The following is a 14,409-nucleotide window of genomic DNA, read 5'->3' on the forward strand; positions in this document are numbered from 1 at the left end:
ACGTCAGTCCACGTGGGACGTGGAGAAGGACGCGCCCGCGATGAAGCGGAAGGTGGGCGTGTCCATGCCCGCGCCCACGCCCGGGCCGCCCAGGACGTAGAGGTCGAGCCAGGACGTGGCGTGGCGGCGGATGGCCACCAGCAGCTCCGCGCCCATGCGGCCGCCCTGGAGCGGGATTCCCGTCAGCACGCTGACCTCGCCGCGCGTCAGCTCGCCCGCGCGGGACGTCACGGTGGCGGCCACCCGCAGCTCGTCGCCGATGACGTCCTTCGACTCCGCGGACAGCGAGCTCAGGTCGCGCTTCGTGCGCACCAGCACGCCGACCTGGCCGCCCACCTGCCAGCCCTCGGCGAGGTAGCCCACCTGGAGGCTGGGGTGCAGCGCGAAGTCGTCCCGCGCGAGCAGGGCCTTGTCGCCCACGGGCAACTGCGTGGACACGTCCACGGCCAGGTGCAGGCCGAGGTCCGGGTTGAGCACCGGCACCCGCGCGCCCACCCACGGCGAGCCCATCCCGGAGCCCTTCGGCGCGGGCACGTCCCGGAAGGCCGTCCCGCCCTGCGCCAGGATGTAGGGGATCTCCGCGTCCAACTGCAGCCACGGCAGGACACCCACGGCGATGGTGACGTCCGCGGTGAACTTGTTCTCCACCAGGCCCATGCCACCACCCGGCTCCCAGCGCGTCTGGAAGTGGAGCGGCAGGTACTCGTAATGGCCCTGGAGCGCCACGCGGACCATGCCCTGGGGCAGGACGCGTCCGGTGCTCACGACCAGCGAACCCAGCGCGGCCGGGTCCAGCTCCAAGCGCTGCAGGTTGAAGGTCGGGAGGGCTTGAGCGGAGGCGCTGGAGGGGGACAGCACGACGACGGTGGACAGCGCGGAAAGCAACACGAGCGCGAGGCGTGACGGCACATCGACTCCTTGATGAGGAGCGCGGCGCGAGGTGCCACTGCTCCCGTGCGCGAAGACGTCGCATGGTGTGAACACGACACGCAAGCGCAGCCGGAAGTCTCCACTCCCAGGCAACTATCCAGGCACCCCGAGACACATGACTTGACGTTGCCTCGCCCTCGGGTCTCCCGAGTCAGCGAGATAATCATGTTTCACGAGTTTCAACGCGATGGCGGGTGCGACGCAGATGCAATGACCCGCATCGATGCAATGGCGTTCGGTGTGTGCCGTAGGACGGACACACGCCCCCCGAGGTCCCCCCGTGTCCGCTCTTTTCGAGGATGTCCGCTTCGCCGTCCGGCTCTTGCTCAAGAGCCGGGGATTCGCCCTTGTCTCGGTCCTGACGCTGGCCCTGGCCATCGGGGCGAACACGGCCATCTTCAGCGTGGTGAACGGGGTGCTGCTGCGGCCGCTGCCGTACCCGGAGCCCGACCGGCTGGTGCAGGTGGTCCGGATGTCGAAGGAACACGGGCGCTCGACGTCCCAGTCCGTCGCCGGTTACGTGTGGATGACGGCGGAGGGCTCGCCCTTCTCCCAAGCCACGGCGTACGAGGTGCTGCCCTCGGGCTTCAACGTGATGGGGGACGGGCTTCCGGAGCGGCTCCCGGGCATGCGCGTGACGGGCACCTTCTTCGAGACGTTCGGCATGCGGCCCGCGTTGGGACGGGGGTTCCTGCCGGAGGAGGACGTGGTGGGCGGCCCCCGCGTGGTCGTCCTGAGCGAGAGCCTGTGGCGGCGCCGCTTCGGCGGCGCGCCGGACGTGGTGGGCCGCTCCATCGTCCTCAACGACGAGTCGTACACGGTGGTGGGGGTGGCGCCCGCGTCGTTCGCGTACCCCAAGGGCGTGCACCTGTGGACGCCGCTCCAGCTCGACCTCACCGACCGGACCGACTCCAACTTCCTGTTCGTCACCGCGCGGATGCGCCCGGGCATGACGTCCGAGGGGACGGAGGCGGCGCTCAAGACGCTGGGCGGGCGCGTGCGCATGGAGAACGCGGACATCCTCGACGGGGGCCAGGAGTTCGTCGCGCAGGACCTGCGGACGTTCCTCGCGGGTGACCTGCGGTTGGCGCTCTGGGTGCTCCTCGGCGCGGTGGCGCTGGTGTTGCTCATCGCGTGCGTCAACCTGGCCAACCTCCAGCTCGCCCGGGCGGCGGCGCGCAACCGGGAGCTGGTGGTGCGCGCCGCGTTGGGCGCGGCGCCGGGGCGCCTGGTGCGGCAGTTGCTCACCGAGAGCGTGCTGTTGTCCGTGACGGGTGGTGGGCTCGGTGTCCTCCTGGCGGCGGCGGCGCTGCCGGGGTTGTTGTCACTCGCGCCGGATGGCTCGCTCTTCCCCAGGGATGGGGGGCTGGGGGGCGCGCAGGTGGGCATCGACGGGGCGGTGTTGGGGTTCACGCTGGCCGCGTCGCTCCTGACGGGCCTGCTGTTCGGGCTCCTGCCGGCGTGGCAGGCGTCGCGCACGAACCTCCAGACGGCGCTGCGCGAGGGCGCGCAGCGGGCGACCATGGGGCCGGGGGGGGGGCGTACGCGCACGCTCCTGGTCGTGGGGCAGGTGGCGCTGGCGGTGATGTTGCTGGTGGGGGCGGCGCTGCTCATCCGCGGCTTCTCGTCGCTGCGGGACGTGCAGCCGGGCTTCGACCCGCGCGGCGTCCACGTCCTGCGCCTGTCGCTCCCGGAGGGGCGCTACGGCGCGTTGCAGGCGCTGGAGCGCTTCCAGCAGCAGGTGGAGGCGCGCGTGCGGACGCTGCCGGGCGTGGAGGTCGTGGGCTTCACCACGACGCTGCCCATGGAGCTGGGGCCGAGCATGTCGTTCACCATCGAAGGCAAGTACACGGGGGACGACAACGGGCCCGGGGCCGGTTGGGGCCAGTACCGCCCGGTGACGCCGGGCTACTTCGGCGCGATGCGCATCGGCCTCGTGCGTGGGCGGCTGCTCGCGGAGACGGACGTGGCGGGCTCGGAGCCGGTGGTGGTCATCAACGAGACCACGGCGCGCAAGTACTGGCCGGGGGAGGACCCCATCGGCCAGCGCATCAAGGTGGCCCCGTCCGTGCCGTCCCTGGGGGACAAGGTGGCCCGGCTCGTGGTGGGGGTGGTGCGGGACGTGCGTGAGGACGGCTTGGACGACGCGCCTCCCTCGGTGATGTACGTGGCGCCGGGGCAGATTTCGCAGGGCCTCGCGTCGATGCTGGTGCGGATGATGCCGCAGAACCTGCTGGTGCGCGCCCGGGGCGGCCACGCGGACGTCGTCGCCGCCGTCCAGCGCGAGCTGTGGGCGGTGGACGCGCAGCAGCCGGTGATGGGGACGCTGAAGCTGGAGGACCACGTCGAGGGCTCGCTGGGCTCCGAGCGCTTCAACATGGTGCTGCTCGGGATGATGGCGGCGCTGGCGCTCTCGTTGGCGGCGGTGGGCATCTACGGCGTGTTGTCGTATCTGGTGAGCCAGCGCACGCGGGAGATGGGCGTGCGGCTGGCGCTGGGCGCCACGCGGCTCGAGGTGGTGAAGCTGGTGCTCCGCCAGGGCATGGGCTCGGTGGCGGGCGGGGTGGTGCTGGGGTGCGCGGGCGCGCTGGCGTTGACGCGCGTGGTGTCCGGCTTCGTCCACGGCGTCAGCGCCCTGGACCCGCTGTCCTTCGTCCTGGCGCCGCTGGTGCTCCTGGGCGTGGGGCTGGTGGCCACGTCGGTGCCCGCGCTGCGCGCCTCGCGCGTGGACCCCATCATCGCGCTCAAGTACGACTGAGCATGGCGGGCCCGTGAGCCGTCACACGGGCCCGTCGTGTCGGGGGGCGTCAGCGGATGGCGAAGCCCCAGTCGTACGGCGTGCTCCGGTAGCGGCAGGTGGCGCCGTCGCTCCAGGCCCACGTCCCGTCGAGCCGGCCGCCCGGGCAGTACTCGCCCGCGTAGTCCGCCAGGTGGCCGCGCGTCCCGCCCTGCCGGTCGCTGTCACAGGCGTACTGGGGATAGACCTGTCCTCCGTAGTTGTAGCCCACGCAGCCCATCATGATTCCCGAGTTGCTCGGGCCGTAGGTGCCCTGCTTGAAGGCGGTGCCCGCCGCACCGATGGCCATGTTCGTGGAGGTGTACGTCCACGTCTGGAGGGGGTACGACTCGGCGAACGACTCGTTGTAGGTGCGGTTGAAGACGCGGATCTCGCTGAAGGCGATGCACGCGAGGCTGCGCGACCAGTTGGCGCCGCCCGCGGTGCCGCGCGAGCTGATCCCCAGGTCCGTCTTCGCCGACGCGGGCTGCCAGCCCGCCACCGTCCAGCCGCCACCGGACGTCTCCATGTCGCAGTAGTGCGTGGCGGGCGCCGTGCCGCACGGATCGAGCTGGTACACGCCGCTGGGCAGGGCGGGGCAGTACTGGTGGAGCTGCCGGCAGGACACGGGCCACGTCGTGGGCACGGACGGGCACGGACGGGCGGGGAGGGTGGGGCCGGAGGGGTCCGTGCCCGACACCGGGTTGCTGCTGAGGGCGACGACGAGGTCGGAGAAGTTGTTGCTGGCCTGCTCGTGCGCGCGGTCGAAGTCCTCGAACGCGAGCACGCGGCGCTGCGTGCCCGGGTGGTACAGCGACACGACGTGGCGGCGCTGCGCGGCGAGCGGCTCCGGGTTGAGCGCGTCCAGCGAGTAGTAGGTGGTGCGGCCGTAGTCGACCTCCGTCCAGTTCCAGCCGTTGGAGACGAGGAAGAACCCCAGCCGCGTGCCGGCGGGGAAGCGGCCCAGGTACTTGCGCTCGCCGGCCGTGAGCACGCCTCCGGAGCCCCAGCCCGACGCGTTCTCGAAGACGAGGTGCTTCTCGACGCTCGCCGCGGACGCCGGCGGCGCGCCGTCCGGGTACGTGAAGTAGCCGAAGCTGTTGAGGAAGGTGGCGGCCTCCGACACGAACGTCACCCAGACGTCGGACTCCGCCACCACGCGCACGCTGGGGTCGAGACCCCCGTCGAGGAACTCGGGGTGGTGGATGGGGACGGACTGGTTCGCGGGCAGGGCCTCCGCGATGTCCTGGAGGAAGCCCGCGGGCAGGTTCTCCGGGGGCGCGTCCTCCACGGCGGCGCGCGACTGGCCGAGCGACGCGCTCGCCTCCTCCGCGACGCCGTCACTCGACGCGCAGCCCACGGCCAACGACGCACACAGCGACAGCAGCACCCGGCGGGGCGCCGGGGAACTCCGGATGGGGGACATGTCTGGGACTCCCGGGGGACGGCGCGCCGCGCGCGCGCCGAGGGGATGAGAGTCCGAGTTTTATCCTGAATTCACGAAATGAAGGTCACGCCGTCCCGGCCGCGAGGTCCTGCAGCTCCTGCCAGCGCGTGTAGAGCCGGTCGACCTCGGAGGTGGTGGTCTCCAGGTCCTTCTGGACCTCGGCCACCTTGCTGCTCTGGCTGTAGACGGTGGGGTCGGCGAGCTGCGCCTCCAGCGACGCCTTGCGCGCCTCGGCCGCCTCGATGGCGGCCTCCATGCCGTCCAGCTCGCGCTGGTCCTTGTAGGAGAGCTTGCCCGGCTTCTTCGCCGCCTTGGCGGCCGGGGCCGGCTCCTCCTTCTTGGGGGCGGGCTTCGCGGCGGGAGCGGCGGCCTGGGCGCGCGCGTCCGCCTGCTCCTTGAGCCGGCGGTACATCGCGTAGTTGCCCTCGTAGCGCACGACGCGGCCCTCGCCCTCGAAGGTGAGGATGCTGGTGGCGACCTTGTCGAGGAAGTAGCGGTCGTGCGTGACGAGCAGCGTGCTGCCGCCGAAGTCGAGCAGCAGCCGCTCCAGGACGTTGAGGGTGACGATGTCGAGGTCGTTGGTGGGCTCGTCCAGCACCAGCACGTTGGCGCCCTCCAGGAACAGGCGCGCCAGGAGCAGCCGGTTGCGCTCGCCGCCCGACAGGGCCTTCACCTTCATGCGCTGCATGGGGACGGGGAAGAGCAGGTCGTCCAGGTAGTCGCGCATCGCCACCTTGCCGTCGCCCAGCTCCACCCAGTCCTCGCCCTGCGCCGCGGCGTCGTACACCGTCAGCTCCGGGTCCAACTGCGCCCGGTTCTGGTCGTAGTAGGCGACCTTCGTGTTCTTGCCGATGACGAGCTTGCCCCCGTCCGGCGGCAGCTCGCCCAGCAGCACGCGCAGGAAGGTCGTCTTGCCCACGCCGTTGGGGCCCACCAGGCCCACGCGCTCGCCGCGCTGGAGGCGGAACTCCACGTTGGAGAGCACCTTGCGGTCGCCGAAGGACTTCTCGAGCCCCTCCGACTCGATGACGGTGTGGCCCAGCCGGGGCGCGGCGGCCACGCGCAGGTCCGCGACCTTGGGGCGGGTGAAGCCCTTCTCCGCCATCAGCTTCTGCGCGCGGTCGATGCGCGCCTTGCTCTTGGTGCGTCGCGCCTCCGGGCCCCGGCGCAGCCACGCCACTTCCTGGGCGATCCACCGCTCGCGCTTGTGCTGCGCGATTTCGGCGTTCTCCTGCGCCACCAGCTTCTGTTCCAGGTACGCCTGGTAGTTGCCCGGGTACGACGTCAGCCCGCCGCCGGGCTGGATTTCGACGATGCGGTCCACCAGCCCGTCGAGGAAGTAGCGGTCGTGCGTGACGAGCAGCAGCGCCCCGGGCAGCTTGTCCAGCTCCTCCTCCAGCCAGTCCACGGTGTCCGCGTCCAGGTGGTTGGTGGGCTCGTCCAGCAGCAGCAGGTCCGGCCGCGTCAGCAGCGCCCGGGCGATGGCCACGCGCTTGCGCAGGCCGCCGGACAGCTGCGCCACCGGCCGGTCCCAGTCCTTCACGCCCAGCCGGTCCAGCAGCGTCTTGGCGTGGTGCTCGGTGTCCCAGCCGCCCATCTGCTCGATGCGGTCGGACAGGGCGGCCAGTTGCTCCAGCAGCTTCGGCTGCGCGTCGGCGGACGTGGACTCCAGGCGCCGGGACAGGTCCGCGTGGGCCGCGAGCGTCTCGCGCAGCGGGCCCTGGGCCACGGACAGCTCGGAGGCCACCGTGGCGCCCACGGCGAACTCCGGCTCCTGGGGGAGGTAGGTGACGCGGGCCTGCCGGCGCAACTGCAGCTCACCGGTGTCCGCGCGCGACACGCCGGCCAATATCTTCATCAGCGACGACTTGCCGGAGCCGTTCACACCCACCAGGCCCACGCGCTCACCCTCCTCGATGGTGAAGGTGAGGTCCTGGAAGACGGTGCGGCTGCCGAAGGCGAGCTGGACGTTGGCGGCACGGAGCAGCGTCACGGTGGTCGACTCCTGAAAAGGCGAAAGGCGCCCCTCACTGATGAGGAGCGCCTTCCTTACAACCTGGAAGCCTGTCGCGGGCGGACTACTTGCGAGCAGCCTGCTCCGCCGCCAGCTTCTCCTTGTACGCGGCCATCAGGGCCTCGGACTCGTTGCGCGGCACCGGCGTGTAGCGGGCGAACTCCATCGTGAACTCGCCCTTGCCCTGCGTCGCCGAGCGGAGGTCCGTGGAGTAGCCGAACATCGTGTTCAGCGGCACCTCGGCCACCGCGGTGACGTAGCCCTCGGCCGTCTCCGTGGAGAGGATGGTGCCGCGGCGCTGGTTGAGCTGACCGACGACGGAGCCCTGGAAGTCCTCGGGCGCCTGGACCTCCACCTTCATCATCGGCTCGAGGATGATGGGCTTGGCGGCGGAGTAGCCCTCGCGGAAGCCCATGATGGCGGCCGTCTTGAACGCCATTTCGGACGAGTCCACCGCGTGGAACGCGCCGTCGTTGATGACCACGCGCACACCCACCACGGGGAAGCCGATGAGGCTGCCCTTCTTCACCGCCTCGGCGAAGCCCTTGTCGCAGGCCGGGATGAACTCGCGGGGAATCGAGCCACCGACGATGTCGTCCACGAACTCGTACTGCTGCACCGCGTCCGAGGGCAGCGGCTCGATGTAGCCGCACACGCGCGCGAACTGGCCGGAGCCACCCGTCTGCTTCTTGTGCGTGTACGCGAACTCGCCCTTCTGGCTGATGGTCTCGCGGTAGGCCACCTGCGGCTTGCCCGCCTGGACCTCGCAGTTGTACTCGCGCTTCATGCGCTCGATGTAGATCTCCAGGTGCAGCTCACCCATGCCGCGGATGATGGTCTGCCCGGACTCCTCGTCGCGGTGCACGCGGAAGGTGGGGTCTTCCTTCGTGAAGCGGTTGAGGGCCTTGGAGAAGTTGGCCAGCGCGGAGCGGTCCTTCGGCGCCACGGCGAGCGAAATCACCGCGTCCGGGACGTGCATGGACGTCATCGTGTAGTTCACCGAGCCGTCGGTGAACGTATCGCCAGACGCACACTCGATGCCGAACAGCGCGACGATGTCGCCGGCCGTCGCGTCGTTGATGTCGTTCATCTGGCTGGAGTGCATGCGGACGATGCGGGGAACCTTGACCTTCTTCTGGTTCACCTGGTTGACGATGAAGTCACCCTTCGTCACGCGACCCTGGTAGATGCGCATGTACGTGAGCTGGCCGTAGCGACCGTCCTCCAGCTTGAACGCCAGACCGACGAAGGGCTTCTCCGGGTCCGACTCGAGGATGACCTTCGCCTCGTTGTTCTTCTGGTCCAGCGCCTCGTTGGTCGCCTCCTTGGGGTTGGGCAGGAAGCCGCACACCGCGTTGAGGAGGAGCTGCACGCCCTTGTTCTTGTAGGCGGAGCCGCACATGACCGGCGTCATCTTCAGGGCGATGGTGGCCCGGCGGACGGCGGCGGTGATGGCGTCGTTGGGGATGGCGGCGTCGGACAGGAACAGCTCGCCGAGCTGGTCGTCGACCTCGGCCACGCCCTCGATCATCTGCTGGCGACGGGCCTTGGCCTCGTCGAGCATGTCCGCGGGAATCTCCTCCTCGCGGACGTTCTCGCCGTTCTCACCGTCGAAGTAGAACGCCTTCATCTGGATGAGGTCGATGAGGCCCTTGAAGCGGTCCTCCGCGCCGATGGGGAGCTGCAGCTTCACCGGGTGGTGGTTCAGCTTCTCCTTCAACTGGGCGGCAACGCGGTCGTAGTTCGCGCCGGCGCGGTCCATCTTGTTGACGAACGCGATGCGCGGAACGCGGTAGCGCTTCATCTGCCGGTCCACCGTGATGGACTGGGACTGGACGCCCGACACCGAGCAGAGCACCAGGATGGCGCCGTCGAGGACGCGCAGGGAGCGCTCCACCTCGATGGTGAAGTCCACGTGTCCCGGCGTGTCGATGAGGTTGATGTTGTACTCGCCCCACATCGCGTACGTCGCGGCGGACTGGATGGTGATGCCCTTCTCACGCTCCAGGTCCATCGAGTCCATGATCGCGCCCACGCCGTCCTTGCCGCGGACCTCGTGGATCTCGTGGATCTTGCCCGTATAGAACAGGATGCGCTCGGAGAGCGTCGTCTTGCCCGAGTCGATGTGGGCGGAGATACCGATGTTACGAATCTTCTCGATGGGTGCGTTGGCGGCCACGATCCGGTCCTTCTTTTCTTGAATGTGCCTGACGGAACAGAGCAGGCGGGGCCCTTACTTCCCACGGGACTTGGTTTCCAGCCAAATCCGCATGACGGTGGAGTCCAATACTCCCACCTTCTCCTACAATCTGGGCCCCATCCTATATAAGAGGCGGCCCCGGCTTTCGCTGTCGAGAGGCGCGGGGCCGAATTCTTCCGAGGGTCTTGAACCATGAGCGCGAGCGAAAACTTCTCCGTGGCCCGAGCCTGGCTGCACGCCTTCAACGCCCATGACGTGGACGCCCTGGTGGCGCTCTACGCCGAGGACTGCACCCACACGTCGCCGAAGATCCGGGTCCTGCACCCGGAGACGGGCGGGAAGCTGGTGGGCCGGCCGGCCCTGGCGAAGTGGTGGAGGGAGGCCATCGCCCGGCTGCCTGGCCTCCGCTACGAGGAGACGGCGCTGACGGCGGACGGGGAGCGGGTCTTCATGGAGTACCTGCGCCACGCGCCCGGCGAGGCCCCCATGCCGGTGGCGGAGGTCCTGGAGGTCCGGGGGGGCCGCATCGTCGCCTCGCGCGTGTACCACGGTTGAGCGGGCGCGCCGGCCGGGGCCTGGGGTAGGGTTCGAGGCGACGCGGATCAGGAGAACGCACGTGGCGACCAATCCCAGCGCCTTCGAGAAGGACCTCGGCTACCTCATGCCCTTCCTGGACCGGGTGGCCGCCGCCGCGAGCGGGCTTCCGGACCCCGCGGCCCGGGAGGAGCTGGCCCGGCTCATGTCGGAGGAGAAGGCCCGCTGGCAGCGCATCCAGGCGCTGCTCCAGGGGGCCCAGGGCGCCGCGGCCGGTGGCCCGGCGGAGGCGTCCCGGCGCGACGAGCCCGTGCTGGTGGGCCTCACGGTGGGCAACCTCCGGGGCACCCCCGTGGAGAAGCTCCGACGCTGAGGGGCGGGCCCCGGCCCCACCGCTCAGGTGAGGCCGTGCTTGAGGCGGTCCAGCGCGTCGAACGTGGCCGACTTGTAGGCCTCGGAGAGCGTGGGGTAGTTGAAGCAGGTCTCGATGAACAGCCGCGCGCTGGAGCCGGTGAGCATGGCGACGAGCCCCACGTGCACCAGCTCCGAGGCCTGCTCGCCCAGCACGTGGACGCCGAGCAGCTTCAGGCTCTCGCGGTGGAACAGCAGCTTCAAGCGGCCGTGCATCTCCCCGATGATCTGCCCGCGTGGGTTGGTGGAGAACGAGGCGCGGCCGGCCACGTAGGGTACGCCCTTCCTGCGCAGGTCCTCCTCCGTCTCACCGGCCATGGAGACCTCCGGGATGGTGTAGATGCCGTACGGCAGCACGGGGGCCATGGCGAGCGGGCCCTCCAGGTCGAAGGCGTGCTCCACGGCGATGCGCGCCTGGTCCATGGAGGTGGAGGCCAGGGCGGGGAAGCCGATGACGTCTCCCACCGCGTAGATGTTGGGCACGGTCGTCTGGAAGCCGGGCCCCACCTCCACCTGGCCGCGCGCGCCCAGCTTCACGCCCAGCTCCTGCAAGCCCAGGCCGGTGGTGTTCGCCGAGCGGCCGGAGGCCACCAGCACCTGGTCGGCGTCCACCTCCTCGCCCGAGGCGAGCGTCAGGCGGATGGGCTGTTCGCACCCGGCGGGCACCTCCACCTTCTCCACCGTCTGGCCGAAGCGCAGGCGGATGCCCAGCGCCTCCATGCGCCGGGCCAGCAGCGCGGAGAACTCGTCGTCGAGGAACGACAGCAGCTCCGGCTTCACCTCCACCAGCGTCACGGGGATGCCGAGCGCGGCGAACATGCACGCGTACTCACAGCCGATGACGCCGCCGCCCACCACGACGAGCGAGCTCGGCAGTCGGCCGATCTCCAGCACCTCGTCCGAGTCGTGCACGCGCACGTCCCCGAACGGGTACAGCGGCGGGCGGTACGGCGAGGAGCCGGTGGCCACCAGGATGACGTCGCCGGTGAGGCGCGTGTCCGGCGCGTCCTGGTGTCGCACCAACACCGTGTGCGCGTCCGTGAGCGAGCCGGTGCCCCGGACGACCTGGATGCCGTGGCGGGTGAGGTTCTCGGAGATGCGCTCGCGCTCCATGCCCTTCACGCGCCGCTCGCGATAGAGGAAGTCGGAGACGGTGGCCTCGTGGCGCAGGGTGGTCTCCACGCTGTAGAGGCCTCGGGCCTTGAGGCCGGACAGGTGCAGCGCCGTCTCGCGCAGCGTCTTGGAGGGCAGGGTGCCCGTGTTCGCCGCGGTGCCGCCGAGCACCGGCTCCTTCTCCACCACCGCCACGCGCTTGCCCGCCAACGCCGCCTGCACCGCGCCCCACTCACCCGCCGGGCCGGAGCCAATCACCACCAGGTCGAAGTCCGCCATGGGGCGAAGGTACGCGAGGCCCGGGGCCCTTTGAAGCCACTCGAGGCAACAGGTGCTCCTCGAAGGAGCGCCCCGCCTGGCGCGGGGTCTCCCGCGCGCCCTCCACGTCTTCGGTGAGCTCGAGGGCGCGGGACGCCTCGGGCATGTCCACGAGCGTCAGCGGGCCCACGGGCGCGCGCGGCTCGCGTGTGTCCAGGCCGGCGCGCTCCCTCGGGGGACGGACGCCGTCGCTCGAAGAACCCGCGCCTCCTTCATGGGCGCCCAGGGGGGCGCCTGTCGCGGTCGGCGTCGAACCGTCTGGCGCGCGCGGCGTGAAGACCGCGAGGGGGCGTCAGTCCTTCGGCTCCGCGGTCGACCGGCCCGTGTAGCGCAGGCCCTCGCGGACCTCGGAGTCGGTGAGGAGGCGGAAGGTCCCCTCGGGCATGCCCTGCAGCTCGATGCCGCCCACGGCCTCGCGGTGGAGCGCGCGCACGGGGAGCCCCACCGCGCCGAGCATGCGCTTCACCTGGTGGTGGCGCCCCTCGGTGAGCGTCACCTCGACGGTGTGTTCGTCGCGCACGCGCACCGTCGCGGGGCGGGCGGGCCCGTCGTCGAGCGTCATGCCCCGGCGCAGCGGCTCCACGCGCGCGTCGTCCGCGATGCTGAACACCGTGGCCACGTAGCGCTTGGGCAGGTGCGTGTCCGGCGACGTCGCGTGGGCCACCAGCTTGTCGTCGTTGGTGAAGAGCAGCAGGCCCGTGGAGTCCACGTCCAGCCGACCCACGGCGTGCCACGTGTAGCCGGCGAGGTCGGCGGGGAGCTGGGGCAGCAGCACCTCGAACACGGTGTTCGTGCGGTGCTGGGACACGGTGGAGGAGAGCAGGCCCGCGGGCTTGTGGAACGCGAGCACGCGCGTGGCGGGGGCCCCCAGGGAGACGACCTTGCCGTCCACGCGCACCGTCGCGCCCGGAGGCACGGGCGTCAGCGCCATCTTCGCCACGCGGCCGTTGAGGCTCACGCGTCCGGCGCGGATGGCGTCCTCCGCCTCCTTCTGCGGAAACACGCCGGCCCGCGCGAGGGCGCGCGACAACCAGTCCGGCTTCTCCTTGCCCTCCCAGCGTTGGTGTTGCGGCGGCTTCGGCTTGTCGGGCTTGCGGGGCATGGCTGCTTTCGGGGGCGGAGGCGTGCTGCGCCGCACGTCTACCAGTTTCCGGCGCCCGTCACCCGGTCTCCGACACAAGGGGTGCCCGCCGTGTGACGTGGAAAAGGGGACGTCCCGCGTCGGACCGGGACGCGCGTGCGTCCTGGGGGGCCGCGTCCCCGGTGGGCCCTCCTGGTACCCCGAGAGGCGCGGAGGGATTGGCACGCCGGATGAAACGCACCGCCGCCCGTGGGACTCGCGGTCCTCGGGGGAACCGTCACATGAAGGTCCACCTGTCGTTCAAGGCGGCCAACGACACGCAGCTCGTCCACCTGGTCAGCGGCGAGCAGTGGAGCGGCCAGTTCGTCCGCACGGGGCCCTATCCCCCGTACTTCGGTGCGGCCTCCGAACCGGAGAAGGACCACTACCACGTCGTCGAATGGGACCCTTCGATCAACTCCTTCGCGAAGTGGAAGGACAAGAAGGATGTCCAGTGGCTGGACGTCCCGGCGCTGAAGGGAACGTTCGTGGAGGCGCGGCTCGCGGAGATCGTCGCGCGGGGCTGCGACGTGGGGACGAAGTCGGGCTGGACGAATGAGGACTTGGTCGACGTCGAGCCGATTCACGCCTGCTTCAAGGAGCTCACCGGCGACGCGCTCGTGGCGCCCATGCCCCTGCTCCAGCTCTGCCAGTTGATGCTGACGCGCACCGCCCGCTCGCTCCAGTTCGAGGCCGTCTACCTCAAGCCCTATACGACCTACGAGGGCGCCCCGGACGGAGAGTCGGACGTCGGCTACGTCCGCATTCGCGAGGGCGAGTCGCTCATCACCTCGGAGGTCGTGGAGGGGACGCTCGCGACGCTGAAGTCGGCCAAGGCCTGGTTCCATCGCCAGACCTTCACCCAGGGCCCGGATGGCCTCGTGCGGGAGCACGTGGAGGGCTCGAACCCCTATCGCAGCGGCATGGTCCACTTCCGGGTCCGAGGGTTCGTCGACCAGCCGGACGCGAACCCGGACGAGCTGCTCTTCACGTACATCCACGAGATGAGCCACTGCTGGGCCAACGCCCGCGACAACGTGGGCAAGGACTTCCCCCGCCGGGCGATGTACATCCGCCGCTGGGTGACGGGCTCGGAGAGCACCACGGTGGCGCGGGCCCGGGCGGACCCGGCGCTGCTGCTCACCAGCGCGGACTTCATGGCGTACACCCTGCTGCGCCGCGCCGGGGTGATCGACCCCGGCTTCCTCGAGCGCAAGGGTTGGCGGGACAGCTGAGCGCGCCGACGCTCGGCTCGCGTCACGCGTCCTGCGGAGGGGGAGGCCGCTCCACCTCCGCTCCCCCTTCCTCCTCGTCCGCGGGAGGTTGCCGGCGGGCCTCGTCCTCTTGCGGTGCGCCGGAGTAGTGCGTGCCGCCGCCTGGCTCCTCGTCGCCGATCTCCATGGATTCGTAGGGCATGTGGTCCATGTCGGGCCTCCGTCCGTGTGCGCCCTGAAGATAGGGACGCGCCACGGGTGCGTGTCGCGCCGGGCCTTGCGGTGGCGCGCCCGCTCCCTCACCCTGCCGACCTCTGTCCGTCGGAGGTCCC

11 protein-coding genes are annotated in these 14,409 nt (G+C 70.5%); 4 read left to right on the forward strand and 7 right to left on the reverse strand.

Features of this window, described 5'->3' with window-relative positions; genetic code table 11:
• Positions 1-3: 3 nt before the first annotated feature.
• Positions 4-909, reverse strand: a complete 906-nt coding sequence (locus tag LZ198_RS01675; RefSeq protein ID WP_253970061.1) for a flagellar motor protein MotB — start codon at positions 907-909, stop codon at positions 4-6.
• Between the two features lie 301 nt (positions 910-1,210).
• On the opposite strand from LZ198_RS01675, the gene LZ198_RS01680 reads away from it, so the two are divergent.
• Positions 1,211-3,688 carry an ABC transporter permease gene (locus LZ198_RS01680; RefSeq protein WP_253970062.1) on the forward strand — a complete coding sequence of 826 codons (2,478 nt, stop codon included), beginning with the start codon at positions 1,211-1,213 and terminating at the stop codon, positions 3,686-3,688.
• A gap of 49 nt (positions 3,689-3,737) precedes the next feature.
• Here LZ198_RS01680 and LZ198_RS01685 read toward each other — a convergent pair whose 3' ends face one another.
• The 3 genes from LZ198_RS01685 to fusA form a co-directional block, all read right to left on the reverse strand.
• Complete coding sequence (locus LZ198_RS01685; protein WP_253970063.1) at positions 3,738-5,132, reverse strand: fibrinogen-like YCDxxxxGGGW domain-containing protein; 1,395 nt, start codon at positions 5,130-5,132, stop codon at positions 3,738-3,740.
• An 85-nt stretch (positions 5,133-5,217) separates the two neighbouring features.
• The gene (locus LZ198_RS01690; protein ID WP_253970064.1) at positions 5,218-7,146 is read right to left on the reverse strand and encodes an ABC-F family ATP-binding cassette domain-containing protein; all 1,929 of its coding nucleotides are present in this window, start codon (positions 7,144-7,146) and stop codon (positions 5,218-5,220) included.
• An 85-nt stretch (positions 7,147-7,231) separates the two neighbouring features.
• Positions 7,232-9,346: an elongation factor G gene (gene fusA / locus LZ198_RS01695; protein WP_253970065.1), complete on the reverse strand. Its 2,115-nt coding sequence runs from the start codon at positions 9,344-9,346 to the stop codon at positions 7,232-7,234.
• 213 nt (positions 9,347-9,559) lie between these two features.
• Here fusA and LZ198_RS01700 point away from each other — a divergent pair, with 213 nt between their 5' ends.
• A complete protein-coding gene (locus LZ198_RS01700) occupies positions 9,560-9,922 on the forward strand; it encodes a nuclear transport factor 2 family protein (protein WP_253970066.1) in 363 nt (120 codons plus the stop codon).
• Positions 9,923-9,983: 61 nt separating this feature from the next.
• Positions 9,984-10,274 (forward strand): hypothetical protein, encoded by a 291-nt coding sequence (locus LZ198_RS01705; RefSeq protein WP_253970067.1) that lies wholly within the window; start codon positions 9,984-9,986, stop codon positions 10,272-10,274.
• Positions 10,275-10,297: 23 nt separating this feature from the next.
• Here LZ198_RS01705 and sthA read toward each other — a convergent pair whose 3' ends face one another.
• Positions 10,298-11,704, reverse strand: coding sequence for a Si-specific NAD(P)(+) transhydrogenase (gene sthA, locus LZ198_RS01710; protein WP_253970068.1), 1,407 nt, complete (start codon positions 11,702-11,704; stop codon positions 10,298-10,300).
• 331 nt (positions 11,705-12,035) lie between these two features.
• A complete protein-coding gene (locus tag LZ198_RS01715; RefSeq protein WP_253970069.1) occupies positions 12,036-12,845 on the reverse strand; it encodes a pseudouridine synthase in 810 nt (269 codons plus the stop codon).
• 260 nt (positions 12,846-13,105) lie between these two features.
• Here LZ198_RS01715 and LZ198_RS01720 point away from each other — a divergent pair, with 260 nt between their 5' ends.
• Complete coding sequence (locus LZ198_RS01720) at positions 13,106-14,098, forward strand: hypothetical protein (RefSeq protein WP_253970070.1); 993 nt, start codon at positions 13,106-13,108, stop codon at positions 14,096-14,098.
• Between the two features lie 22 nt (positions 14,099-14,120).
• Here the strand turns inward: LZ198_RS01720 and LZ198_RS01725 are convergent, their stop codons facing one another.
• On the reverse strand, positions 14,121-14,288 hold the full coding sequence (locus LZ198_RS01725; RefSeq protein ID WP_253970071.1) for a hypothetical protein: 168 nt from the start codon (positions 14,286-14,288) through the stop codon (positions 14,121-14,123).
• Positions 14,289-14,409 lie beyond the last annotated feature (121 nt).

This window comes from Myxococcus dinghuensis, assembly GCF_024198235.1.
GTDB lineage: Bacteria > Myxococcota > Myxococcia > Myxococcales > Myxococcaceae > Myxococcus > Myxococcus dinghuensis.

Bases quoted from the DNA above. Each gene is read 5' to 3' on its own strand.
- sthA (WP_253970068.1), bottom strand. From the start codon at position 11,704: ATGGCGGACTTCGACCTGGTGGTGATTGGCTCCGGCCCGGCGGGTGAG.
- LZ198_RS01685 (WP_253970063.1), bottom strand. From the start codon at position 5,132: ATGTCCCCCATCCGGAGTTCCCCGGCGCCCCGCCGGGTGCTGCTGTCG.
- LZ198_RS01725 (WP_253970071.1), bottom strand. From the start codon at position 14,288: ATGGACCACATGCCCTACGAATCCATGGAGATCGGCGACGAGGAGCCA.
- LZ198_RS01700 (WP_253970066.1), top strand. From the start codon at position 9,560: ATGAGCGCGAGCGAAAACTTCTCCGTGGCCCGAGCCTGGCTGCACGCC.
- LZ198_RS01720 (WP_253970070.1), top strand. From the start codon at position 13,106: ATGAAGGTCCACCTGTCGTTCAAGGCGGCCAACGACACGCAGCTCGTC.
- LZ198_RS01715 (WP_253970069.1), bottom strand. From the start codon at position 12,845: ATGCCCCGCAAGCCCGACAAGCCGAAGCCGCCGCAACACCAACGCTGG.